Consider the following 25081-nt stretch of genomic DNA (forward strand, 5'->3'; position numbering starts at 1 on the left):
TCGTCCGCTTCTGACTGGTTAATGAATAAATAGACCGCAAATTCTATCACAGATAGAACCAGCTGCCAATCGTTTGTTTTTTAACCTGACGTTAATCAGATTGTTTGCGTAAAAACGCAGGGATATCAAAGTAATCCCCTTTTTCCTTGCCACCAGCGTTATTCGAAGATGCAGGTGTACTTGGCGATTTAGGCTCAGATGGTGCAGCGCTACCTTGCTCAGGCTCACTACCTTCACTCGCTGTTTGCGTAAAGCTTGGCACAAACATATTCTGCCCTTTACCGCCTTCGCTGTCAGAGCCAACCGCCTTTTTCAGGCCATTATCGACAATGCCAAATTGCGGTTTACGCTCACCACCGAGTCCAGTTGCAACAACGGTCACGCGCAGCTCTTCACTCATTTCAGGGTCGATAACCGCACCAACAACCACAGTTGCATTTTCAGACGCCAATGCTTTCACATGGTTCCCCACAATCTCAAATTCTTCGATTGTGATATCCATACCTGCGGTGATGTTAACCAAGATGCCTTTAGCACCCGTTAAATCAACATCTTCAAGCAGTGGGCTGGAAATCGCAGCTTCAGCCGCTTCCTGTGCCCGATCTGGACCACTGGCCGCCGCGGTGCCCATCATTGCGGTACCCATCGCTGACATAACCGTACGTACGTCCGCGAAGTCCACATTGATCAGACCTGAACGGGTGATCAGTTCAGCAATGCCCTGTACCGCGCCGTACAATACGTCGTTTGCTTTAGCGAAGGCATCTAATAATGTAGTGCCTTTACCCAAAACTTTAAGTAACTTGTTGTTAGGAATTGTGATAAGTGAATCTACAATTTCTGACAACTCACCTATGCCCTGATCAGCCGCAGCCATACGCTTTTTGCCTTCCAGGTCGAAAGGACGCGTTACAACAGCGACGGTCAGGATCCCAAGCTCTTTGGCAACGCGTGCCACAACCGGTGCTGCACCTGTGCCTGTTCCGCCACCCATACCGGCAGCGATAAACACCATATCGGCGCCTTCCAGGCTGGCTTTGATAGCCTCAACGTCTTCTTCTGCTGCGCTGCGACCTACTTCAGGATTCGCACCGGCACCCAGACCTTGGGTTATCTGAGTACCCAGCTGCACGGTCACATCGGCTGAGGATTTGCGTAATGCCTGCGCATCCGTGTTCGCCACTATAAAGCGAACGCCTTCAATTTCCTGCTTTACCATGTGCTCTACGGCATTACCACCACCGCCACCGACGCCGATGACTTTAATAACGGCTTCTTCGCCGTGTTGTTCCATAATATCAAACATCTTCACTCTCCGACTTGAGCTTAAAACTCACCTTGGAACCACTTAGTGATCCGGTTCCACCAACCATCTTCGGCATCCGCTTTTGTCCTGTGTGCATTCTTGACTTGCAGCGTTCGGCCGTATTGTAACAAACCTACCGCTGTTGCGTATGCCGGATCATCAACATAATCGGTTAACCCAGTTATCCCTACTGGCTTACCAACACGAACGGGCATCTGGAAAATGTCTTCTGCCACTTCCAGTGCGCCTTTCATTTTTGCACTGCCGCCGGTCAGTACGATCCCTGCGGCAATCTGATCTTCAAATCCAGAACGTCGGATCTCTTCAAGCACCAGCTCAAACAGCTCTCGAAATCTGGGCTCGACCACCTCAGATAAGGTATGTCGAGACATAATTCGCGCAGGTCGTCCCCCCACGCTGGGTACTTCAATCGTTTCTTCATTGCTGGCCATCTGGCTGCTGGCATAGGCATATTGTACCTTCAGCGATTCTGCGTGAGAAATAGGAGTGCGGAAAATTTTCGCAATGTCACCCGTCACCTGATTGCCAGCAACCGGGATCACGGCGGTATGACGTAGCGCGCCATTGACATAGATTGCTATGTCCATGGTACCGCCACCAATATCCACCACTGCCACACCCAATTCTTTCTCATCTTCAGTAAGCACAGAGTAGCAGGATGCCAGTGCCGTAAAGGTCAGCTGGTCGACTTGTAAACCACAACGCTCAACGCATTTCTCAATGTTTTTTGCCATGTCATTTGAGCAAGTGATAATGTGCGCCTTCGCTTCCATCCTCACACCACTCATACCCAGTGGGTTTTTAATGCCTTCTTGCATGTCCACACTGTATTCTTGGGGTAATGAGTGCAGCATCTTACGCTCGGCAGACATAGGCACTGAACGAGCAATGTGGATCACATTGGCAATGTCATCATCAGTGATTTCAGCATTATTATTTATGGCAACCACGCCACTTTCGTTTTGGCACTGAATGTGTTTACCCGAAATCCCCAGATAGACGGAACTAATTCGGCAATCAGCCATCAACTCGGCCTCATCAACTGCCCGTTTGATGGAGTCAGACACCAGGTTCAGGTCGTTCACGCCGCCCTTGTCCATACCATGGGCAACCTGATTCCCGACACCCACAATGCTCAACTGGTTGTCTGCGGTGATCTCCCCAACCGTTGCGACCACTTTAGCAGTGCCCACATCCAGTCCAATCACTAAGTTTCTCTCTGCCGACTTGGTCATGCTTTACTCTTATCTTTATTGTCTTCGTTCTGGCTGAACTTCCAGCTAACCGCCAGTCCCGTATCATATCTCAGGTCAATTACATCGACCTGAGCTCCCTCTGGCTTTTCCAGCCTCGGATAAACATCTATAAATCTTTGCACACGCTGTGCTTTGTCTTCCCGACCGAGGTTAAGCCGTATACCATTATCCAACCACAGCTGCCAGGCAAAGCGCTCAGAGAGTGCCAGACTGACCAAATTAAACTGATTTACAGCCAGCATTTCTTTTAATTGTAAAAAGGTCTGCCAGGCTTCCACTTCACTGCCTTCCGGGCCATAGAGCTCCGGTAAAGTCTCTGGCAGCCGCGTGCTGTTAGCCTGAAATACGCCACCAGCATGATTTAACAACAGGTCACTATTCCAGTATGCAACCGGTTGATGCTCTACCACATACACCTGCAAGGCATCAGGCCACTGCTTCCTGACTGAAACGGTGGCTACCCAAGGTAGTGCTTGTACCGCATCGTGTACTGCCTTAACATCCAGTTCAAAAAAACTCGACAGATCTGTTTTACGGATCGCCAATACAATGTCATTTTCGGCCGTATAATATGGCTGACCAAGCACTGTCAGTGTCTTAATTTGGGTGTCTCTGTGCTGGGTCAACCAGTCTCGGATCCACAACCCACTTTGCATCAGACCAATAAGCACGATCAGGAAAAAGCCGACACCAAACAGCAAAGACCAGTTGACACTCTGCCTTATTGCGACGATTTTTCCCAAAAGAGCACGCATATTAAAGGGTTTGCTCCAAAATGCGAATAACTAATTGCTTAAATGACAACCCATTTTGCTTCGCGGCCATCGGCACCAGTGATTTCTCTGTCATGCCAGGGACCGTATTCACTTCCAGCAAATAAAACTGGCCATTCCCATCTTGCATCGCATCCACTCGGCCCCAGCCTGTTGCGCCCACTAATTCGAACGCATGCTTAGCCATTACCTGTAACTGCTCAGTGTAAGCAGTGTTGATGTCTGCCGGACAATAATACTCCGTACTGTTAACCTGATACTTAGCCTGATAGTCATAGAACCCTCGAGGCGTGCGCATTTCTATCACAGGTAACGCCTCTTCCCCCAGCATGGCAACGGTAAACTCCCGGCCGTCAATCCATTGCTCAATCAGAATTTCATCGTCATATTTAAATGCTTCGTTGAGCGCGTCTTGCAGCTCCTGCGCCGACGCCGCCTGAGTCATACCTATGCTTGACCCTTCATGACTGGGCTTAACCATGACCTTTCCGAACTTAGCCATCAGTGCCGTGGTATCTATTTCTTGTTCCGCCTTGACCACACAATAGCGAGCCGTACTCAACTTGGCAGACTCAAACAACTGTTTACAGCGGATTTTATCCATCGCTAGTGCACTGCCCAACACCCCACTGCCGGTATAAGGCAAACCCATAAATTCCAGCGCGCCCTGCACAGTGCCATCTTCACCACCACGACCATGCAAAGCAATAAAGACTCGATCTACTTGCAGGCTTTTTAGTTCCCACAAATTACGCTCGGCCGGATCGAATGGCACGACGTCAACACCCGCTTCTTCCAGTGCATTGATAATTGCCTGACCCGACTTTAACGACACTTCTCGCTCAGCAGACAAGCCACCCAGCAACACCGCGACTTTGCCAAACTTACTCATAATGCACCTTGCTTCAGCTTTTCGACCGACAACTCTGTTGCTGCCAGTTGTTTTACAATTTGCCCAATATTCCCTGCACCCTGAGTGATCACCAGATCATTATCACGCAGCACATCTGCCAGAACCGCTTTTAAATCCTGGCCATCCACAACATGGATTGGTTCCACACCGCGTTGCCTCAGACTACGACATAAACTCTTGCTGTCAGCCCCAACAATGGGATTTTCACCCGCACTATACACGTCTAACAACAACAATTGATCTACTTCGCTAAGCACTTTAACAAAGTCTTCATAGAGGTCGCGGGTACGAGTATAACGATGCGGCTGATACAACATAACCAAACGTTTATCCGGCCAACCTGCACGCGCAGCACGGATAGTCACTGCCACCTCTGACGGGTGATGACCATAGTCATCAACCAACATCACTTCACCACGTTCATTTTGGAACGAGCCATAGTGCTGGAAGCGGCGTCCAATCCCGGCAAATTTATCCAGAGCCGCTAAAATAGCCTCATTCCCTATATCATGATCTTTTGCCACTGCAATGGCCGCTGTGGCATTCAACGCATTGTGCTTACCTGGCATACTCAGCGTCACCTCGAGCTGCTCACCGGATTTGTGCACCACTTTAAAGCGACTACGATTCTGCGTTTGTTCAAAGTCCACCATACGGTAATCCGCCTCGGGATTTTCCCCATAGGTGATTGCAGGTCTGGCGAATCGTGGCAATAGCTCTTTGGCTACCTCCGAGTCGGTACACACTACTGCCAGGCCGTAGAATGGCAAGTTATGTACAAATTCGACATAGGTGTCTTTCATCTTTTCGAAATCACCATCATATGTATCCATATGATCCGCTTCGATGTTTGTGATCACTGAGACCATAGGCTGCAAATGCAGAAATGACGCATCACTTTCGTCCGCCTCTGCGATCAAGTAATCACTGCTCCCTACCTTCGCATTGCTCCCGGCGCTGTTAAGTAAGCCACCAATAATAAAAGTGGGGTCTAACCTGGCTTCAGCAAAAATACTGGCAATTAAACTGGTCGTTGTGGTTTTACCATGTGTGCCCGCCACTGCAATACCATGGCGAAAACGCATCAATTCAGCCAACATCTCGGCACGTCGTACGACTGGCACCCGGGCACGCTTGGCCGCCTGGATCTCAGGGTTGCTGGTATCGATGGCACTGGAGACCACTACGACGTCGGCATCCTTAATATTATTCTCATCATGGCCAATAAACACTTCAGCCCCAGCACGAATAAGACGCTCCGTCATCGCATTCTGGGCAATGTCAGAGCCCGTAATTCGGTACCCTTCAAAGGCCAGTACCTCCGCAATACCACCCATACCAGCACCACCTATTCCGATGAAGTGGATGGTATTAATGCGCCTCATGGCTCTGCGTCTGTTAATTTCTTTCACTGTTATCTCTTTTAATTCGTTACTTCTTCGCAAATGGCTGCGACTGACTGAGTTGCAGACAACTGAGCGCAGGCTTTTGCTTTATTCGCTTTTTCCCAGATCAGGGCATGATCACGACAATAAGGTACCAAAGTGTCACATAAATGCTGTGCAGATAAGTCGGACTGCGGGATCAACAAGGCCGCCGACTCATCCACTAAGAAACGCGCATTGGCAGTCTGATGGTCATCCACGGCATGAGGCAAAGGCACGAACACTGCCATTTTGCCTGCGGCCGCAATTTCGCTGACCGTCAAAGCACCTGCGCGACACACAACCACGTCGGCCCAGTCATAGGCCTGGTCCATATCATCAATAAACTCTGCTACTTTGGCATTCAGGCCATAACGCTGATAATCAGCCTCAAGGCCGGTATCATTCCCCCTGCCGCTTTGATGCCAGACTTGTAAATCACACGATGTCGTGTCAATAAGCAGTGCCATCGCTTCAGGCACGGTGTCATTCAGCACCTTAGCCCCCAAAGAACCGCCCACCACTAACACGTTAACAGCCTGACCTGGTCGCTTTGGGCTGATCTGAGCCACACTTAAGCGCACAGGATTACCGACAACCTCATGACGACGCTCGGCAAAAGCGTCGGGAAATGCGGCCAATACTCTGCTTGCAATACGCGCCAGCAATTTATTGCTCAATCCGGCCACTGCATTTTGCTCATGGATCACCAAAGGGACCCCGGCTAACTTGGCGGCAAGGCCAACAGGTCCGGTCACATAGCCACCCATTGCCAGAATCACATCCGGACGGCGGCGGCGAATAATCGCTTTAGCCGCAAAAACGGCCCTGAGCACCATCAAAGGGGCATTGAGCAAACGCTTAATGCCATTACCACGCACGCCTTTGACATCAACAAAATCGATGTCAATCCCATGCGCAGGCACCACTTGTGCCTCCATCCGATCTGCGGTGCCGATCCAGGATATCTGCCAGCCCTGAGCTTCAAGCACTTTGGCCACCGCTATTCCCGGGAAAATATGTCCGCCAGTTCCGCCTGCGACCACCAATAAGCGCTTGGTCATTTTTTACCTCCACGCGAGGTTGCCTGACGCGTTGACAGCTTAGTTTCAAAGTCAATGCGCTGTAATAGACCAGCTGCAATGGTCATGATTAATAAGCTTGAGCCTCCATAGGAGATGAAGGGCAAAGTCAGCCCTTTGGTCGGCAGCATGCCCGCACTGGCACCGACATTAACCACGGTCTGGAATGCAAACCAGATCCCAATACCCAGTGCCAAATACCCTTCGTACTCTTTACCCGCTTTGAGTGCTTTTTGTCCGATGAGTAAAGCTCTGAAAACCAGTGTGGCCAGCGTCATCAGGACACAAAAAACGCCGATAAAGCCAAGTTCCTCAGCGACCACAGCAAAAATAAAGTCGTTATGTGCTTCCGGTAAATACTGTAACTTCTGAACACTGTTACCCAGCCCCTGACCAAACCAGCCCCCCTGACCATAAGCCATCAGCGATTGCACTAACTGGTAACCTTTGCCAAAGGGATCTTCCCAGGGTTCCAGGAAACCCACCACACGCGCCATACGATAAGGTTCAAAAATGATCAACATCACCACCAGCAACACACCGGTCAGCATCAGAGCAAAAAACTGCCAAAGTTTTGCACCCGCCAAAAACAACAGCCCGACAGTGGTGACAAACATCACCACGACGGTCCCCAGGTCGGGTTGCATCAGGATCAGAAATGCATACACAGCAAACACAATAATGGGCTTTGCAAACCCTTTAAGGTTTTCCTGTACTTCATCTCGTTTACGGACCAGATAGCCGGCAATATAACTGAAGAAAAAGAGCTTTGCGGCTTCAGCGACTTGAAAACCGATTGGACCAACGGGCAACCAGCGTTTTGAACCATTCACTTCGCGTCCCACAACCAGCACAACGGCCAATAAGACCAGGCCCAACAAGAGTAAATATGGATTAAACCGTTTCCACCAGGTCATGGGCACTGTGGTGCTCAGCCAGAACAATACCATTGCCATTACCAGGAACATACTATGACGCGTTACGATGTGATACGGGTTATCATACAAGCGCTCCGCCACTGGCATAGAAGCACTGGTCACCATCACAAACCCAATCCCAACCAGGCATAACATGGCGTACAACAACGGAACATCGAACAACGAATCCGAAGAGGTTGGGGTGAAGTTGTGCCGCAGTGCGGTCATACTCAGCATGTCTGCCCCTCAACTAATCGACAGAACTCCTCACCACGGGCCATATAGTTGGCATACATATCAATGCTGGCACAAGCCGGTGCCAGTAATACCAGATCCCCGGCCGTTGCCTGCTGAGCAGCCAGTGCCACCGCCTCACTCAGATTATCGACCTTCTGGCTACGGGGGTGTAATGGCATAAAGTCAGCGCCATCCTTACCAAAACAGAAAATTGTTTTGCAGTAGTGCTGTAAGGGGGTCTTGAGTGGAGACAGGTCAGCCCCTTTGGCGTCGCCCCCCACGATCAACAGGATCTGGCCTTGTTCACCCGCCAGGCTTTCCAACGCCGCGACGGTCGCGCCTACATTGGTTGCTTTAGAGTCATTGAAATAGCGTACGCCCTGCACATCAGCAACCAACTGGCAGCGATGTGGTAACCCTTTAAAAGTGCCAAAGGCCGCAATGAAAGCGCTATCTGGCAGCCCCAGCGGAGACAAAAGTGCGATCACAGCTAATGCATTAAACTGGTTGTGTTTGCCTGGCATTGCCAGCGCCTCTGTCGGACATAGCTTGTTGCCATGTAATGCAAAGTAGGTCTGTTCACCTTCTTCTGCTAAACAACAATCAGCCTTATCAAGTGCCACGCTCAATGCGTTGTCATGAGGTACAAAGGTACGCGGGTCTTCAGCGTTATAGACCAGACAATCGACCTGCTGATAGATACGTAATTTTGCTTCACAATACGCGGCAAAGTCCGGGTATCTATCCATGTGATCTTCGGTGATATTGAGGATCATCGCACTCAGGCAGTGCAAACTGTGCGTCGTTTCTAGCTGAAAGCTCGACAGTTCCAGTACAAACACATCAAAGTCCTGCTCCAGCAGGTCAAGCACGGATGTACCAATGTTGCCACCCAACCCGACCTTCAGGCCAGCTTGCTGACACACTTCAGCAGCCAGACTCACAACGGTAGATTTACCATTCGAACCAGTCACGGCAATCACAGGTTTTTCATTTAGCCGTGCAAATAGCTCCACGTCACCGATCACTTCGACGCCAGCGGCGATAGCCTGCGCAACACAAGTCTCATATAACGGTACTCCAGGGCTGATCACAACCAGATCGGTGGCACTCAGTGCAGCCTCTGCAAGCGGGCCAAATACCGCTTCGCACTCTGGCAGATTATGGTTCATCCAGTCTGCCCCTGGCGGCACTGGTCGAGAGTCTACAACCTTAGGTGTGATCCCATGGCGCACCAAAAAGCGCACAATGCCCAGACCGGTTACACCCAGTCCGAGCACGGTAATGTGTTTGTTTTTTAAGGTTTCTAAATAACCCATATCAACACCTTAGTGTACTGCTTTAGCGGATCTTTAACGTTGCCAGCCCCGCCAGCACTAATATGATTGAAATAATCCAAAATCGCACAATCACCCTGGGCTCCGGCCACCCTTTTAATTCGTAATGATGGTGGATCGGGGCCATCCGGAATATTCGCTGTCCCCGCAGCTTATAAGAGCCCACTTGTAAAATCACCGATAAGGCTTCCATCACAAATACGCCACCCATAATGACCAGCACTAACTCCTGACGTACTAAAATAGCGATGATACCCAGTGCGCCACCCAACGCCAGTGAGCCGACATCGCCCATAAACACTTGTGCTGGGTAGGTGTTGAACCACAAAAACCCTAGTCCCGCGCCAACAATCGCGGTACAGACCACCACCAGCTCGCTGGCAGAGGCTATATGAGGAATGTGGAGATAATTTGCAAACACAGCATTACCGGTTACATAGGCGATAATGGCGAGTGCGGATGCCACTAAAATGGTCGGCACAATGGCCAGGCCATCAAGTCCATCGGTCAAATTTACTGCGTTAGAGGTGCCCACCAGCACAAAATAGCTCATCACCAGATAAAACAGCCCAAGCTGAGGAAGTACATCTTTGAAAAAGGGCACCACCAGCACCGTTTCAGACGGGTCCGTAGAAGTGAAATAGATAAACGCAGCCACAGAAATGGCAATCACTGACTGCCAGAAATACTTCCATCTGGCTATCAGGCCCTTGCTGTCTTTGCGGATCACTTTGCGATAGTCGTCAACAAACCCGACGACACCCAATGAACCAATCACGAACAAGGTGACCCAGACGTATTTGTTGCCCAAGTCACCCCACAGGAGCGTACTGGCAAAAATAGCCCCTAAAATCAATAACCCGCCCATGGTGGGTGTGCCTGACTTAGATAAATGTGATTCCGGACCGTCGTCTCTGACAGTCTGGCCAATTTGCATTCTTTGTAAGCCCCGGATCAATTTAGGCCCGAAATACAAAGAGATCATTAACGCCGTCAGGATCCCCAGGATCGCGCGCAACGTCAGGTAGGAGAAAACGTTAAAGCCGCTATAGTACTGCGTCAGATATTCTGCTAACCAGGCTAACATGGTTTTTCCTCTTCACTATCAGCGTCGATGTTATTCACTTTTGAAGCCTCGACCAGGTCGGCAACCAGCAGCTCCATACGCGCACTGCGCGACCCCTTCACCACCACAGTGCAGATGTCATCGCGCTGAGCCAGTAATTGCTTAATTGCCAGTAACATATGTTCGCGCTGAGAAAAGTGACGATTCGCAGTTTCAAACACATCGCTGGCATAGCGACTCAGCACCCCCAGAGAAAACAGCGCATCAATGCCTTTTTCTTTGGCATATTCACCTACTTCCTCATGATATTGCCGTGCCTCTTCGCCCAGCTCGCTCATATCCCCCAGCGCAAACACCCGATAGCCCGGCATGCCGGCCAGTAAGTCTATAGCCGCTTTAACGGAGCGCACATTGGCGTTGTAGCTATCATCTATTACCCGCAACGTCTCAGACACTTCAATCAGGTTAACGCGCCCTTTCACCTCAGCCATGCTTTCTAACGCACCTTTGACATCTTCCAGCGTCGCACCTAACTGCACGGTGCAGGATGCCGCAATCAAGGCGTTCATAACATTGTGTTCACCAGGCAATGGAAGTGTGATGGTGACGCGTTGCGTTCCCTGACACAGAGCAAAGGTCGCGCGGCCCAGTGTGTCCAGGCTGATTTCCTCTACCCACAGATCAAGCTGTTGTGCCATGGAAAAACGACTGGTCCGCTGGGTGGTCAGAGTGTGCTCCCACATTGGCGCAAAGCGACAGTCGCAGTTCAACACAGCGACGCCGTTGTCTTTGAGTCCGGAGAAAATTTCTCCTTTAGCCTGACCAACGCCCTCTATCGAGCCGAAGCCTTCGATATGTGCCGGTGCGACATTGCACACCACGGCCACATCAGGGTTTACCAGGTTGCTGGTATACGCTATCTCACCGATGTGGTTTGCCCCCAGTTCAATGACCGCAAACTCATCGTCTTCGCTGAGTCTTAACAAGGTCAGTGGCACGCCAATGTCATTGTTAAAATTTCCGGCTGTGGCCAGCACTTTGCCCAGACGAGAAAGAATCGCCGCCGACATTTCTTTCACCGTGGTCTTGCCCACACTACCAGTAATCGCCAGGGTTTTTGGCGACACCTGACGTATAACAGCCTGACCAAGTTGTCCCAGCGCAAGCCTGGTGTCTTTTACAACCAGCTGAGGAATATCAACGTCGACTGGATGGTCCACAATGGCGGCAATTGCGCCTTTTTGTTGCGCCTGGGCAACAAACTTATGGCCATCAAAATTTGGCCCTTTTAGTGCCAGAAACACTTCGTTTTCGCTAATTGTACGTGTATCTGTATTTATATTGGAAACACTGCAGTTTTGCCCGTCAAAAGGGGCCTTCAGTACATCCGCAAGCCAAGAGAGATCCATCTTGATCATGCACTTTCCCCTGATAAAATTGTCTGAGCCCAGCTAATATCACTAAAAGCCAGGCGTTGGTTACCTATGATCTGATAGTCCTCATGCCCTTTACCGGCGATCAGGATCACGCTATGTTGATCAGCGCCCTGAATTGCCTCGCGTATGGCAGTTGCCCTATCAGGCTGACAAAGAGCATACTCAGGCTTACTGAGCCCAGCCTTAATGTCGTTAATAATGGCGAGTGGATCTTCCCCGCGCGGATTGTCACTGGTGATCACCAGGGTATCCGCATAGCGCTCAGCCGCCTGCGCCATCAGCGCGCGCTTACCTTTGTCGCGCTCCCCACCACAACCAAACACACAGGTCACTTTGCCTGGTACATGTAGCTGCAGTGCCTGCAGTGCCAGTGCCAGTGCATCTGGCGTATGGGCGTAATCCACCACGCATGTTGGCTGTCCAGCCACGTCAATCGCTTGCATGCGACCAGTTACGGGCTGTAATTGTGCCGCCCCTTTAACCAACTGCGTTAAAGGGATCCCCTGAGTCAGCAGTACTGCAAATGCTGCACTCAGGTTATACAAGTTAAATTCACCAAATAAGGGGGTACTGATCTCAGCGTCACCCCAGCTGGTATGCAGCCTGCAATGTATCCCCTGACTGTTAAATTGCGCCTCACTAAAGTACACAAAGTGTTGTAACGTTTCGTGTAAGCGGTCATCAACCGGCTTGCGGCCAAAGCCTACCGGGTGGCCGATTTTACCCGCTTGCAGCCAGCGCTGTGCCCAGGGATCATCAATATTAACCACCCCATAGTGCGGCTGGCATTCGCTAAACAGTTGCAGCTTCGCCTCGGCATAATTTTCCATAGTGCCGTGATAATCCAGATGGTCGCGACTGAGATTAGTAAACACGGCTACATCAAACTGGCACTGAGCCACCCGTCCCTGCACGAGTCCGTGAGAAGACACCTCCATGGCAGCCAGCTGATAACTGTGACGCAACTCATTTAAAATACGTTGTAAATCCACGTGAGACGGCGTGGTGTTATGCAATGGAGTAAGCGAATCAGGCGCCCCATATCCCAAAGTACCAATCACGCCACCTGGCAAACCACACGCACTGGCCAGGTGCGCTATCATCGCCGTTGTAGTGGACTTACCGTTAGTCCCCGTCACACCCACTAAGGTCATGCCATGACTGGGGTCACCATAGAATGTCGCGGCCAGCTTAGCCACTTTGTCTGCCAGAGCGGTGATCTGCAAAACGCGCGCATCTGCCACATCGACAGCACAGTTTGCATCTGCCAACACCAACGCAGCACCACGACTCAATGCCGCAGCAACATAGTGACCACCATCTTGTTGATGACCGCGAAGAGCAATAAAGCAATCGCCCGGACCCACTTCTCGGCTGTCCAGGCGCAATTCATTAATCACGATCGTTGGGTATGAAACCCCGATGTTAGCCAGTGCCTGGCTCAAGTCACGTGTCATTGTCAGGCCTCGATAAATAAGCAACGCGGTCTTTGTCCGGCGCCACATTTAAAATCCTCAGTGCATTAGAGACTATCTCAGCAAACACAGGCCCAGCCGTATGACCCCCGTAATAAACATCACCACCAGGTTCATTGATCATAACCACCACTGCAAGACGAGGGTCACTGACCGGTGCGACACCGGCAAAATAACCCACATACTCGTCACCATACCCGCCTGCAATGGCCTTTTCTGACGTACCAGTTTTAGCAGCAGCCCGATAACCATCAACAATCACATTGGATGCGGTGCCCCCTTTTTCAAAAACCGACTCCATCATCTCAACGACTGCCAGGGCGTCTTCTTCACGGAACAGCCGTTCGCCTGGTACCGGTCCATCCTGCTTCATAATGGTTAGCGGCCGGGAGATCCCCCCAGCGCCAAACGTCGCATAGAGTCTGGCCACTTGTGCCGTACTAACGGAAACAGCGTAGCCATAAGATAAAGTTGCAATCTCAAAGTCTGACCAACGGCGATTAGGATAGAACAAGCCTGAGCTTTCGCCAATCATCATAGTGCCGGTGTCTTCGCCAAAGCCAACCTGTTGATATAGGCCAACAAAATACTCTTTGGGCAACATCTGGCTGATTTTAGCGACACCCATGTTACTGGAAATTTTAAGAATTTCGCGCAGTGTCATTTCGCCGTGATTGCGCTCGTCCTTGACCAGTCCGCCATTGAGACGCATCCAGCCCGGATACGTATCTATGGTGTCGTCTGCCTGGATAACCCCATGATCCAGACCTGCTAAAACAGCCAAAGGTTTAAGTGTTGAGCCCGGCTCAAACAGGTCGGTAATGGCCCGGTTGCGACGTTTATACGGCGCAGCATCGCTCATGTCATTGGGGTTAAAACTCGGACTGTTGACCATTGCCAGGATCTCGCCGCTATGCACATCAACCACCATAGCCGAGCCCGATGTTGCCTGATAGGTCAGTACTGCCGATTTCAGCGCCTGATATGCGATAGCCTGGATCCGCAGATCGATACTCAGGTGGACATCTTCCGGCTCTACCCGTTCTTCTTCAGCCAATACCTGGACCTCACGTCCCTGCGCATCTTTACGAATGGTGCGGCGCCCTTCGGTACCTGTCATCGCTTTATCATACAGTTTTTCAATCCCTTCGATGCCGATACCATCAATGTTGGTCACACCCAGTACATGCGCAGTCACTTCACCATTGGGGTAATAACGCTTAGATTCATCGAGCAGGTGGATCCCCGGCAGGCGCATTTGACGAATATAATTGGCGACCGCAGGCGTCACCTGGCGCTTTAAGTAGACAAAACGGCGCTTGGGATTGTCGCGCAGGCGTTTGTCTATCTTTTCTTGTTTGATTTGCAGGACATCTGCCAGCTCACGCCAGCGCACTTCGTCCTGATAAAATGCCTGTTTACGGGCACTCAGTTCAACCGCATTATCGGCCAAAGCTTGCGTATCTTCACCGTTGCGCCGAGCTTTTCTCAGCACTTTTTTCGACAATGCCTTATCCAGCGCTTTAGGATCGGCATAGACGCTGACCACAGGCACACTGACTGCCAGCTCCTTGCCATTACGGTCGAAGATCATACCGCGCTGCACCCGTACAGTTTCTACCCGGACTGTCCGTTTAGCGTTTTCCGAACGAGCTTTATCGGGCTCAATCACCTGTAAATAGGCAGCACGGGCGATCAGCGCAGCAAATACCAGCACCAGCATCACGCTGACCAGCGCAAAGCGCCAGCTGATTAGATTGACTGAGGTCTTTTTCGCCGGACTCATGGTAGTATGATCACCTGCTCTTCTTTACTGGTTGGCCGCTTCATCTGTAACTGGGTTCTGGCCACTTCTTCAATGCGTGCATGCTGTGAGTAAAACTCTTCCTCAACCAGCAAATAGCGCCACTCCAGATCCAGCTCGTCGCGTTTTTGTAACAACCTGTCCTGCTCTATCAGCTGTTGGCGAGTCAGGTGGGTCACCTGTACCACAGCTAGTGCCGACCCTAAGGTCACCGCCAGCAGGACAAACGTCAGCTTGTTGGCCAGTAGTAACTGGCACATCTCTATGAACAATTTCGGCTGACGCTGATGTTTTTTCATTACAGTTTCTCGGCAATTCTCAGTACCGAGCTCCGTGCCCGCGGGTTGGCATCAATTTCAGCCTGACTGGGCTTAATGGCTTTACCCACCGCCTTTAAGGTCAGGTTTTGTTTTAACTGCGCGTCTGTCAGTGGCAAACCTCGAGGTACAGCCTCCCCTTTGCTTTGTTTCTTGATAAACTGCTTAACGATGCGATCTTCCAGAGAGTGGAACGAGATCACTACCAGGCGACCACCTGGTTTCAGCACAGCCAGTGCGGCCTGCAGTGCCGTCTGAATTTCTTCCAACTCACTGTTGATGTAAATGCGGATAGCCTGAAAGGTACGTGTTGCCGGGTGCTTGTGCTTGTCTTTGACCGGCACCGCTTCATCAATTAACTCGGCCAGCTGCTTGGTGGAAGTGATCTCAGTATGTTCACGGGTTTCAATGATCTTGGTCGCAATCCGACGGGCAAACTTTTCTTCGCCATATTTTTTGATCACAAACACCATATCTTCCAGCTCGGCTTCCGCCAGCCATTGTGCAGCACTACGACCGGCAGTCGGGTTCATCCGCATATCCAGCGGACCATCTTTCATAAAGCTAAAGCCACGCTCAGCGTCATCCAGCTGAGGTGACGACACACCAATATCCAACAAAATACCATCGACCTGACCCAACAGGCCGGCATCAAGGGCAACGCTCTCAATGTGCGAGAAGCGATTATGGGCGATACTAAAACGCGGATCGTCGGCAAATTTCTGAGCGGCCGCAATCGCTTGCGGATCCTGATCGATGGCCTGCAATTTGCCCTGCTCGTTCAGCCGCTTCAGTATTTCACCCGAGTGGCCTCCGCGGCCAAATGTGCCGTCGATATAGGTGCCATCGGGTTGGATATTCAATGCATCCAGCGTTTCAGCCATCAGCACTGAAATATGTTGCCATTCTGTCGCCATAAAGTTTGGTTTTCACCCCAGTTATAAAGAAAAGTCGTCCAGCTCAGGGCACGCTTCCACGTCACCACTGCGCTCTATCTCGGTATCGGCCTGCATTTGCTCATACCAGCGTGCTTCATCCCAAATCTCAAATTTGTTGAGCAATCCCACCAGCATCAGCTTTTTGCCAAGACCAGCATGGGCACGCAACGTGGGCGCCAGTAAAATACGGCCATTTTTGTCCAGCTGATATTCTTCTGCATGTCCTAACAACATGCGCTGCCAGCGTCTGACTCTGGGGTTAGTATTGGATAGCCGCTGTAATCGGGATTCTATTTCGCGCCATTCAGACAGCGGATAGAGCCACAGGCATGGTTCGTTGATCGCAATAGTACAGATCACGGCGCCCTGTTCTTCAGACAACAGCGGCTGGCGATACCGGGTAGGTATCGAAAAGCGCCCTTTGTCATCGAGACTCAGAGAGTTTGCGCCGCGGAACATAACTACCCGCTTGGCCTGTTGCGATAAGCTAATCTTTGATCCAATTTGATCCACTCTAACCCACATTTTCCCACAGGATGACAGTCTAGGGCTTGACAAGCCTTTTTGTCAAGTTGGATCACACGGCTTAACTCGCCTACAGGCCAGAAAAATCGCGGGTTTTGCGGAACTCTATGAAATCGGTGGGAAAATGTGGGCAGACAAATAATCTGGGATCTTTGCACACAAAAACGTCCCTTTTTTGATTACTAAAGAATATTTCATTCATGACGTTTTTAGGCACGATGGTGTTACCAAAAGGCCGAAAAATTAATAACTCTCGACTAGTATTTAGCTTAAACGGGTTGGTTAAAGCGCCGTGCGCTTGTATCATGCCGCCACCTCAAACCCAGGCGAGTTTTTATTATTAAAGAAATATCAATAAAACAGCGATTTTACCGATTGATGCTAGTGCTCAGTTTGCCTGGTCTTTTGCTGATCCTGGCGTTGCTGTTCGCACAACGCAGCAATATGCTGCAACTACAAGAGCAGCAAGCCCTGATGTATGCCAATCAGGTTGCCACCCTGCAACATGCCGAAATCGCCGCAACACGCCGACTGCTGCAACAACTTGCTTATCAGCCCAAAAATCTGCAACACCAACGCGGCCTTTGCCCACAGTTGCTGTCGAGTGCACAGCACCTGTCGCCCAGCTTCGCTAACTTTGGCCTGGCAACACCCGATGGCACCGTCACCTGTTCTTTGTCAAAGATATCGGGTCCCATTTCGATCGCTGATCGCCCCTATTTTCAGCAGGCGATCGATGAAGGAACCTTTAGCATTGGTGAGTATCAGCATGACAGAAGTATCAACACTGCCACACTGAACTTTGCCCACCCGGTTTATCAGGATGGTCAGCTCGCGATGGTGATCATTGCAGTAAAACGTCTATCGCACTGGAGCCGGTCACTGTCCAGGTTGACGCTGCCCCAGGGCACCCGCGTGATGGTTGCCGACCACACCCGTGCCATTGTCGCCGAATACCCCTACAGCAATGAACCACTGGGCAGAGCCGTTGCCGAAGACTGGCCTGATGGCCTGAATGAACAGGCGGTGCTGCTGAGTGATGCTAATGGCCACCACCATGTCTATATTCGGCTGCCTTTACTCGCCGCGCGCGGCGAACTGACCATCTATTTTGCATTTCCGTTTGAAGCCGCGTGGCAACAAACACAACGCCACTTTGCGCTGGTCCTGAGCAGCTTTTTTGTGTTGTTATGCCTGCTTATCTGGCTGGCTCGTCATCGCCTGCACAAAACCCTGTTACAACCATTGACCCAGTTCAGACAAGCCATCGCAGCACTGGGACAGGGGCGTTCAGTCGACCTCACCAGTCATACTATGCCGCAGGAACTGGCAAAGCTGGGTGAACACTTTGAAAGCATGGCCAAAGTGCGCCTGCACACCGAGCAACAGTTAAGCCATAAACACACCGAACTGCAAACGCTGCTCTCGGCACTGCCCGACAGTTATTTACGGGTTGATTCACAAGGCCAGGTACTCGCAAAACATGGTTCCCTGGTACAACAAGGCAATACACTGAGCGAGCTATTTCCGAATCATATCCATAAACGGATCCGGGTTGCGCTGACACTCCTCAAAGATCAACCGCATCTGTTGCTGGAATACACCCAGGGTGACAACCAGCAAGGGTATGAAGTACGTGTTCAGGGTATGAACCACGGTGAAGAGGCCGTTATCGTGATCCGTGATATCAGCCACCGTAAGCGCCAGGAAGAAGCACTCAACCTGGCAGCGCTGGTGTATAACAACTCCAGTGAAGGCATGGTCATCACCGATGCCCATGGCTACATCCTGGATGTGAATCTGGCATTTGAGACCGTGACCGGATTCTCTGCGCAGGAAGCGATTGGAAAAACCACCGCAATTCTCAACTCAGGTAAACATGATCGCGCTTTTTATCGCCAGATGTGGCACGGCCTCAACGAAACAGGTCGCTGGCAGGGTGAGATAGTTAACCAACGCAAAAATGGCGAACTGTATACGGAATGGCTCACCATAGATACGGTTTATGATGAGCAAGGTTCGCCCTATCGCAGAGTGGCCATTTTTACGGATATTACCGACAACAAGCTGAAAGATGAGCAACTTTGGCGACAAAGTCACTATGACTCGCTGACCGATCTCCCCAATCGAAACAGCCTGAAAAAACACCTTAATACTTTGCTTGCAACACCCGATACATCGCTGGCCATCCTGTTACTGGATCTCGATCACTTTAAGGATATAAACGACACTTTGGGGCACTATTATGGCGATCAGTTACTTGCCCAGGTTGCTAAAGTATTACAATCACTGGAGCAACCCGGCGTGACCTTGTCACGGATCGGAGGCGATGAATTTGTCATTATCTGTGAACACTGCCGTACTGAAAACGATGCCATTGCGCTGGCAGAGCGCGTGCTCAACTTGTTTAAGCAAGACTTTACCCTCGACGGTGAGCACTGTCACATAGGCGCCAGTATAGGTATTGCGCTCAGCCCCAGAGACGGCGATAGCAGTGAGCTGCTGCTGAAGGCCGCAGATCAGGCCATGTATCGGGCGAAAGCTCTGGGTCGTAATGGTTATGCCTGTTTCGACTCCGCCTTACGCCAACAGAGCGAACAACGCCTACTGATGCTCAGAGACATGCGTCAGGCCTTATCCGACGCACAGTTTGTAATGTACTATCAGCCAATTGTGACCATGCACAATCAGCAGATCCACAAAGCCGAAGCGTTGATCCGCTGGCAACATCCCGACAAAGGCATGATCAGCCCGGGACATTTTATTCCGCTGGCGGAAGAAACCCAGCTGATCCATCAACTCGGCGAGTTTGCCTTCCAGCAAACTCTGCAGACACTCAGTCACTTGCAGCAGCAACACGGTGCCTTTCAGATCAGCCTGAATGTATCGCCGGTGCAATTCAACGCTAAGCATACCAGCTTACTGAAATGGCAGGATCAGCTTAACGACGCTGATTTGCAGCCCGAAGATGTCGTCATTGAGATCACAGAGGGCCTGATGATGCAGGGAGAAGGCCGCAGTCAGGCTCGACTTGGTCAGCTGATCCAGCAAGGTTTTTCAATTGCGTTGGACGACTTTGGAACTGGTTATTCCTCCCTGGCTTATCTCAAGCAAATGGACACCGACTTTATCAAGATAGACAAACGCTTTGTTGACGGCATAGAACACAACGAAGACGACCTGGTGCTGTGTGAAACCATGATCATGATGGCACACCAGCTGGGGCTCAGAGTGATTGCTGAGGGAATAGAAACCGCCACGCAACATGAACTGCTCAAGCAGGCAGGCTGTGACTTTGGCCAGGGGTATTTTTATGCCAAACCTATGAGTCAGGCAGATTTAGAGGCTTTGCTGTTAGAAAAGTCACAGCAGCGGCAATAAAGAAGCACGACTTTGACCCACTTTAAAGTTTACCCGTGAGAATTAATGGGGAAGGAATATGAGTGCTGCCTAGCGGCGTAACACAGCCTAAAGCATGGAGTTTTATTGACAGCAGATCCTGCAAAATTCAACCACTGCACGGGCTCTCATCCATCAAACATTGTGGACTGTTCACCGTCATGAAGCATAGTCCACAATCTGAAATGACTTGCGATTATGAGTAACTGACAAGTCAAATCACGCACATAATAACAGTCGCCGCCTTAGAATAGACTAATTTTTCCTCACCTGAGAAAAAGCAAAACTAAAACAAACGCAAATAGACCATATTATTCCCTGACCAAAACTAGAAGATGACAGCAAAATAGCCAAGACTGAAATTGTAGAAAAAACATAAAAAGGTAAATTTAAAATATTTTTCAAACCAAGAAAAAACACTATCGAGCATAAACAAAATAAACTAAAAATCAGAATCGAATAATATTCGGCTCTCATACTATTTCTTAGCTCTGAGTCTGCCAGGTACTTTTCTTCCATTTCCTCGAGGAATTTCATTTCCAGCTCGGTGGCATACCCCTTTTCCATTACCCTAGTGTAATTTTCGGAGTAATAGTTACCTTCATTTATACTCTTGACTGAAAAGTTATTTGCAGCAGGTATAAAAAAACATAACAAAAACACCAACAATAAAGACTGAAGCACTTTACCCAAGTTTATTTTATCAATCTGTACCAAACCCAAGACTCCTCTATCTAACCCGCTGTTTATCTAAGCCACCCAAGCAAGACCTCAGGTTTGTATTGGATTAATTTCTATGATTAGACAGATTTTGATAAACAGAGCGCACTGTCGATACTTTATCGGCAAAAGCGATGGAACACCCGATTAATTTTACTACAGATAAACCTAATCACTTTAGCGTGTCGACTAGTGACACAGTCAAAACTGCTGTGTTTATGGCCACCAACCGTTAAAGACAATCGCAACAAGCAGTTACCCCTCCCCACAGTGAAACATGGGCGGGTGCTACAGCAAATATCAATTATTAATCGAATTGCCCGTTTCTAATTCCCTTAAGAAGGGGCCCATATACATCACTCAAAAGCGCATTCTCAATAAAGTGGTCATAACCAATATTTCCACTCAGTTTATCCCCCTCTTTCTTCCAGTATGCACTCGACAGTTTTTCACTCTTTTTATAAATCCCTGTGTCAATGAAGTAGGCAATTAAATAGGTGGCCTGAGCAGAGCCCGCTTTCCAGGCATCCACCAGATTTTTAAGCGCCAGCTTCCTGTTTCTCTTTTCAAATTTTCCCTGTAATAACGCCAGCGCTCGAAGAACATGGTATCGGTTCATCACCTGAGCACTATGCTCAGCTGTTTGACGCAACAAGGCCACACCTGAATGCATCTGAAGCGCAGTTTCCGCATGTACAATTAATAATACGCCACCAAGCTCTCCACCCGAAGTCGAGCCATAAGAAGACGCCAGCAGCCAAAACTCTATCGCAAGTTTAGAACGACCCCTTTTATACAAACAGCGTGCAACAGTATCTAGCTGGCTTACAAAAAGCGAATCGGCATAGGGCCTGGATAAATCTGGTTCTCTTTGCTTAACTCCCTCTTCAATGAACTTATCACACACCTCTTTTGTAGGTGTCAAAATATCACCCTCGAAACTGGTTGCATTAACTACTTTCGATGCAAGGACAACGAATAAAAGCAAAACAGCAAAAATAAGCTTCATATCTCAATTCCTAATAACTTATCCAGTAAGCTCCTTTGGGCTCCCAAAACATATCAGTTTTTCAGGCACAGTCGTTATATATCTAACACAGACTTCAATAAGGACATCAATGTGCACCATTGAGTTACTGACTTTTAGCTGACCTGCTTGAACTTCTTAAATTTAGATTGCAAATAGATGGAAAAAGGTAAGATAAGTATCAACTTAACAAACTGACCTGAGAAAAAGTATATCCCGGAAAAGCTCACCGAAATTAATATACCGGCAATTTGGATACCTTCAAAGCTGCGCTGAATGAAATGAAAACGTGTGACATCCACAAACCAGAGTGTTGTACAAATGAGTAAGTACAAAAAGATAAAAAAATCTAACATCATTTCACCGCTCTTGCCTACTCGGCTCCCGCTTTCACTTTACAGAGCTTTACACAAAATAAGACAGTAAACATCAGAGCCATAAGCACGATTGCTTGTTTGGACCGTCCAATTTCCTTCTCTCCCTGCGCTTTAGATATCACACTCTCAAAGAAAACAATGTCCGATGCTCCCTGCAACCTCTCAAAATAATAAAAGCTATATTGATTTCCAACTATCGGCTTAGAAAAGTTTTCACAAGCTGCTTTGGAAGTAAAGGTATATTCATCCCCTTCTATTAGAAACTCATGTATAAACTTTTTACCCTTCCCCCCAAAATACCTGCACTCATATTGCTGCAGCGTACCAGTGGCAGAAACAGGCTCTCTACTTTCTATAAAGCCCCAATATACAATCATAGCAATTGCCCCAAATGCCAGGCCTATCAGCGTTAATTTATCTTTTAATAACATTACAAACGGCCTTTGCCCTATTTCTCTAATAGCTGCCTTAGTGACGCCCCATACAAATCACTCAATATCGCCTCATGGGTAAACACTTTATATGCAGGCTCCCCAAGTAACTTGTCTCCGATCGCTATCCAATACTCTTCTGAGTATTGCTTGTTTTTATTTGGAAAAATCCCTGTCTCTTTAAAGTATGCAATAAGATAGGCGGCTTCAGCAGAGCCATTTTTCATCGCAGTGTAAAGGTTGTACAGTGCCTGTTTATTACTTTTATTAAGATACTCACCTTTTAGTATCGCCAGCGCTGATTGAATATGAAACCGATTGAGCGCCTTTGTGTTTGACTGGCCCACCCCTCTCAGAATTGACATCGCCGACAATAGCTCTGTCGCGCTGCTGGCATGATTAAACAAGTAACTACCGGCAAGCTCAGCGCCATGTTCAGAGCCATAAGACGACGCAAGTAGCCAAAACTCAATCGCCTCCTTTTCTTTTCCTTTTTTATATAGGCACCTACCAAATGTATTCAATTGACTTATAAAAAGATCATTCATGTGTGGCCGGTTTAAATCAGGCTCCTTCTGATTCATAGCCCCACCTTCTTCCAGTTTCTGACAAAACGTTTTTGAAGGAATCGAAACATTCAAATCAAACGCATGTACATGAAGCACGAATAAAGAACATACGATATAAAAAACAGCAGGGGTAAAAAAGCCCCTATAACTCATTCCTGTTCTAATCATGTCATCACCCAAAGTACGCATTAAAAACCCAAACTGCACAGCTTATTCCTTTTTGTCTCAATAAAAAGAGCATATCACTTTCAGCAATGGCTCCCTCTTCTATGTACCCCATAAATGTCACACTTGTTATCTGAAATCAGGCAACTGAGCACAATGCGAACCTTGTTGTAAATAAAAGCCATGCTCCACGATTAAGCTCCACACGAAAGCCCAATGGTTGCAACATAATCACAGTGGTACGGTTACAATACTTTTAGTTTTAAATCTTAAAAGCGCCCACAGATAAGGGGAAATCTCACACTTGCAATGAAGGTAAAACCACTCAACTACCAACCACCAGCCTCTGCGAGCATTACGAAAAGTGTGCAAGAAAATATAACAACCATGGAAAGCCTCGTGTTTTTTATACAAGAGCGGTATAAAGCCAGTTTTTTGCTACTATCAAGCTTGAGGAATGATTGCTTGGAGTTACCCAATGCTTCTGAGTTAATCAAATAATAAAGCTCCATTGTGCCCTTTTCTATATCCAGCTCATCCCTCAGCCTACTAGCCAGAAAATAGCCCCTTATCGATATGCCCATTACAAAAAAGAAACTTATAAAAAATATTAAATCTGTCAAACCTTAACTCCTGCACCACCTTTAACAAGCCCCAGGGACTCTTAGTATAATTTAGATATAGTTTTAAGTGACATCCTCCAAGGACGCAAAACATAGCGTACAATCCGCACGCCAATTTTAGGTGACTGTCCATATAACTCTTACAACACAATATGCGTGTGATTGCTCATAACGGCATAGCCACACACATCAATGCAAAACACCTTCGCAAGGGTCTGCAATTTTTCCTCAACCCAATCTCGCCGATGTTCATAAGACTTGCCCGTGACGCGGTCTTTGCCGCACAGAAATGCCCGACGAACACACCGGGATATACAGTGGTAGTACTTAGTGTCTGATAAGCTGACCTGTCTCTTCCTTGCCATTGGCATAATCTAGCATCCTCAATCCATTGAGTATTGTCTAAAGGTAGACGGCGTACATTTTGTACGCCAATTTTAGGTGGCTGTCCATGTAACTTCACACATAAGACTTGCCCGTGACACGGTCTTTACCGCATAGAAATGCCCGGCGAACACACCGGGATATACAGTGGTAGTACTTAGTATCTGATAAGCTGACCTGCTTCTTCCTTGCCATTGGCATAATCTAGCATCCTCAATCCATTGAGTATTGTCTAAAGGTAGACGGCGTACATTTTGTACGCCAATTTTAGGTGGCTGTCCATGTAACTTTCCCAACTTTCCTCCATGTAACTTTCCACACAGGCCTACTCGGCTTGAAATCGCTGGAACGTCCATATATATCCATTCAGCTTTTTTTGACTAGTCTTCTTGCTTGAACTTCTTAAACTTTGATTGTAGATAAATAGTAAAAGGTAAAATAGCTATCAACTTAATTAGCTGACCTGAGAAAAAATATATCCCAGTGAAACTCAAAGCGATTAGTATTCCAGAAATCTGTACACCCTCAAATATTCTATTGATTAATTTTGAACGCGTTA

General features: G+C 48.8%; 22 protein-coding genes and 2 pseudogenes. 1 reads left to right on the forward strand and 23 read right to left on the reverse strand.

Going from position 1 to position 25081, the window contains the following annotated elements:
• Window positions 1-91: 91 nt before the first annotated feature.
• The 15 genes from ftsZ to mraZ are packed head-to-tail and all read right to left on the reverse strand — an operon-like array spanning window position 92 to window position 16761.
• On the reverse strand, window positions 92-1306 hold the full coding sequence (ftsZ, locus tag PRUB_RS03555) for a cell division protein FtsZ (protein WP_010383640.1): 1215 nt from the start codon (window positions 1304-1306) through the stop codon (window positions 92-94).
• A 20-nt stretch (window positions 1307-1326) separates the two neighbouring features.
• Complete coding sequence (gene ftsA, locus PRUB_RS03560) at window positions 1327-2562, reverse strand: cell division protein FtsA (RefSeq protein WP_010383641.1); 1236 nt, start codon at window positions 2560-2562, stop codon at window positions 1327-1329.
• Entirely contained in the window at window positions 2559-3338 is a 780-nt protein-coding gene (locus PRUB_RS03565) for a cell division protein FtsQ/DivIB (RefSeq protein ID WP_010383642.1), read from the reverse strand. Before PRUB_RS03565 ends, ftsA begins: the two co-directional genes overlap by 4 nt.
• A 1-nt stretch (window position 3339) precedes the next feature.
• Window positions 3340-4248, reverse strand: a complete 909-nt coding sequence (locus PRUB_RS03570; RefSeq protein WP_010383643.1) for a D-alanine--D-alanine ligase — start codon at window positions 4246-4248, stop codon at window positions 3340-3342.
• Window positions 4245-5654 carry a UDP-N-acetylmuramate--L-alanine ligase gene (gene murC, locus PRUB_RS03575; RefSeq protein ID WP_052026387.1) on the reverse strand — a complete coding sequence of 470 codons (1410 nt, stop codon included), beginning with the start codon at window positions 5652-5654 and terminating at the stop codon, window positions 4245-4247. The genes PRUB_RS03570 and murC overlap by 4 nt, the downstream gene beginning before the upstream one ends.
• Before the next feature lie 38 nt (window positions 5655-5692).
• Complete coding sequence (gene murG / locus PRUB_RS03580) at window positions 5693-6757, reverse strand: undecaprenyldiphospho-muramoylpentapeptide beta-N-acetylglucosaminyltransferase (protein ID WP_010383645.1); 1065 nt, start codon at window positions 6755-6757, stop codon at window positions 5693-5695.
• Window positions 6754-7929, reverse strand: coding sequence for a cell division protein FtsW (ftsW, locus tag PRUB_RS03585; protein WP_010383646.1), 1176 nt, complete (start codon window positions 7927-7929; stop codon window positions 6754-6756). Before ftsW ends, murG begins: the two co-directional genes overlap by 4 nt.
• A complete protein-coding gene (gene murD, locus PRUB_RS03590; protein WP_010383649.1) occupies window positions 7923-9248 on the reverse strand; it encodes a UDP-N-acetylmuramoyl-L-alanine--D-glutamate ligase in 1326 nt (441 codons plus the stop codon). Before murD ends, ftsW begins: the two co-directional genes overlap by 7 nt.
• Before the next feature lie 22 nt (window positions 9249-9270).
• On the reverse strand, window positions 9271-10353 hold the full coding sequence (mraY, locus tag PRUB_RS03595) for a phospho-N-acetylmuramoyl-pentapeptide-transferase (protein ID WP_010383650.1): 1083 nt from the start codon (window positions 10351-10353) through the stop codon (window positions 9271-9273).
• On the reverse strand, window positions 10347-11750 hold the full coding sequence (locus PRUB_RS03600; protein WP_010383652.1) for a UDP-N-acetylmuramoyl-tripeptide--D-alanyl-D-alanine ligase: 1404 nt from the start codon (window positions 11748-11750) through the stop codon (window positions 10347-10349). Before PRUB_RS03600 ends, mraY begins: the two co-directional genes overlap by 7 nt.
• Window positions 11747-13225 (reverse strand): UDP-N-acetylmuramoyl-L-alanyl-D-glutamate--2,6-diaminopimelate ligase, encoded by a 1479-nt coding sequence (locus tag PRUB_RS03605; RefSeq protein WP_010383653.1) that lies wholly within the window; start codon window positions 13223-13225, stop codon window positions 11747-11749. The genes PRUB_RS03600 and PRUB_RS03605 overlap by 4 nt, the downstream gene beginning before the upstream one ends.
• Window positions 13215-15029 carry a peptidoglycan glycosyltransferase FtsI gene (locus tag PRUB_RS03610; RefSeq protein WP_010383654.1) on the reverse strand — a complete coding sequence of 605 codons (1815 nt, stop codon included), beginning with the start codon at window positions 15027-15029 and terminating at the stop codon, window positions 13215-13217. Before PRUB_RS03610 ends, PRUB_RS03605 begins: the two co-directional genes overlap by 11 nt.
• On the reverse strand, window positions 15026-15346 hold the full coding sequence (gene ftsL / locus PRUB_RS03615) for a cell division protein FtsL (protein ID WP_010383655.1): 321 nt from the start codon (window positions 15344-15346) through the stop codon (window positions 15026-15028). The genes PRUB_RS03610 and ftsL overlap by 4 nt, the downstream gene beginning before the upstream one ends.
• Window positions 15346-16281 carry a 16S rRNA (cytosine(1402)-N(4))-methyltransferase RsmH gene (rsmH, locus tag PRUB_RS03620; RefSeq protein ID WP_010383656.1) on the reverse strand — a complete coding sequence of 312 codons (936 nt, stop codon included), beginning with the start codon at window positions 16279-16281 and terminating at the stop codon, window positions 15346-15348. Before rsmH ends, ftsL begins: the two co-directional genes overlap by 1 nt.
• Before the next feature lie 21 nt (window positions 16282-16302).
• Window positions 16303-16761, reverse strand: coding sequence for a division/cell wall cluster transcriptional repressor MraZ (gene mraZ, locus PRUB_RS03625; protein WP_040644569.1), 459 nt, complete (start codon window positions 16759-16761; stop codon window positions 16303-16305).
• Window positions 16762-17205: 444 nt separating this feature from the next.
• Between mraZ and PRUB_RS03630 the strand changes: the two genes are divergently transcribed.
• Window positions 17206-20208 carry a bifunctional diguanylate cyclase/phosphodiesterase gene (locus tag PRUB_RS03630; RefSeq protein ID WP_010383660.1) on the forward strand — a complete coding sequence of 1001 codons (3003 nt, stop codon included), beginning with the start codon at window positions 17206-17208 and terminating at the stop codon, window positions 20206-20208.
• A gap of 273 nt (window positions 20209-20481) precedes the next feature.
• Here PRUB_RS03630 and PRUB_RS03635 read toward each other — a convergent pair whose 3' ends face one another.
• From PRUB_RS03635 to PRUB_RS26395, 8 genes and pseudogenes are all read right to left on the reverse strand, one after another.
• Complete coding sequence (locus PRUB_RS03635) at window positions 20482-20943, reverse strand: hypothetical protein (RefSeq protein WP_010383661.1); 462 nt, start codon at window positions 20941-20943, stop codon at window positions 20482-20484.
• Window positions 20944-21253: 310 nt separating this feature from the next.
• Window positions 21254-21955, reverse strand: coding sequence for a hypothetical protein (locus PRUB_RS03640; RefSeq protein WP_010383662.1), 702 nt, complete (start codon window positions 21953-21955; stop codon window positions 21254-21256).
• Between the two features lie 134 nt (window positions 21956-22089).
• A complete protein-coding gene (locus tag PRUB_RS03645; RefSeq protein ID WP_010383663.1) occupies window positions 22090-22332 on the reverse strand; it encodes a hypothetical protein in 243 nt (80 codons plus the stop codon).
• A 14-nt stretch (window positions 22333-22346) separates the two neighbouring features.
• Window positions 22347-22781 (reverse strand): hypothetical protein, encoded by a 435-nt coding sequence (locus PRUB_RS03650; RefSeq protein WP_010383664.1) that lies wholly within the window; start codon window positions 22779-22781, stop codon window positions 22347-22349.
• Window positions 22782-22798: 17 nt separating this feature from the next.
• On the reverse strand, window positions 22799-23557 hold the full coding sequence (locus PRUB_RS03655) for a hypothetical protein (RefSeq protein ID WP_010383665.1): 759 nt from the start codon (window positions 23555-23557) through the stop codon (window positions 22799-22801).
• Window positions 23558-23844: 287 nt separating this feature from the next.
• Window positions 23845-24138: a hypothetical protein gene (locus PRUB_RS03660; protein ID WP_010383666.1), complete on the reverse strand. Its 294-nt coding sequence runs from the start codon at window positions 24136-24138 to the stop codon at window positions 23845-23847.
• 143 nt (window positions 24139-24281) lie between these two features.
• Window positions 24282-24509, reverse strand: a pseudogene (locus PRUB_RS03665) (transposase); the annotation flags it as partial.
• 94 nt (window positions 24510-24603) lie between these two features.
• Window positions 24604-24723 (reverse strand): annotated as a pseudogene (locus PRUB_RS26395) (transposase); the annotation flags it as partial.
• Window positions 24724-25081: the final 358 nt, after the last annotated feature.

It is taken from the genome of Pseudoalteromonas rubra (assembly GCF_000238295.3).
Taxonomy (GTDB): Bacteria; Pseudomonadota; Gammaproteobacteria; order Enterobacterales; family Alteromonadaceae; genus Pseudoalteromonas; species Pseudoalteromonas rubra.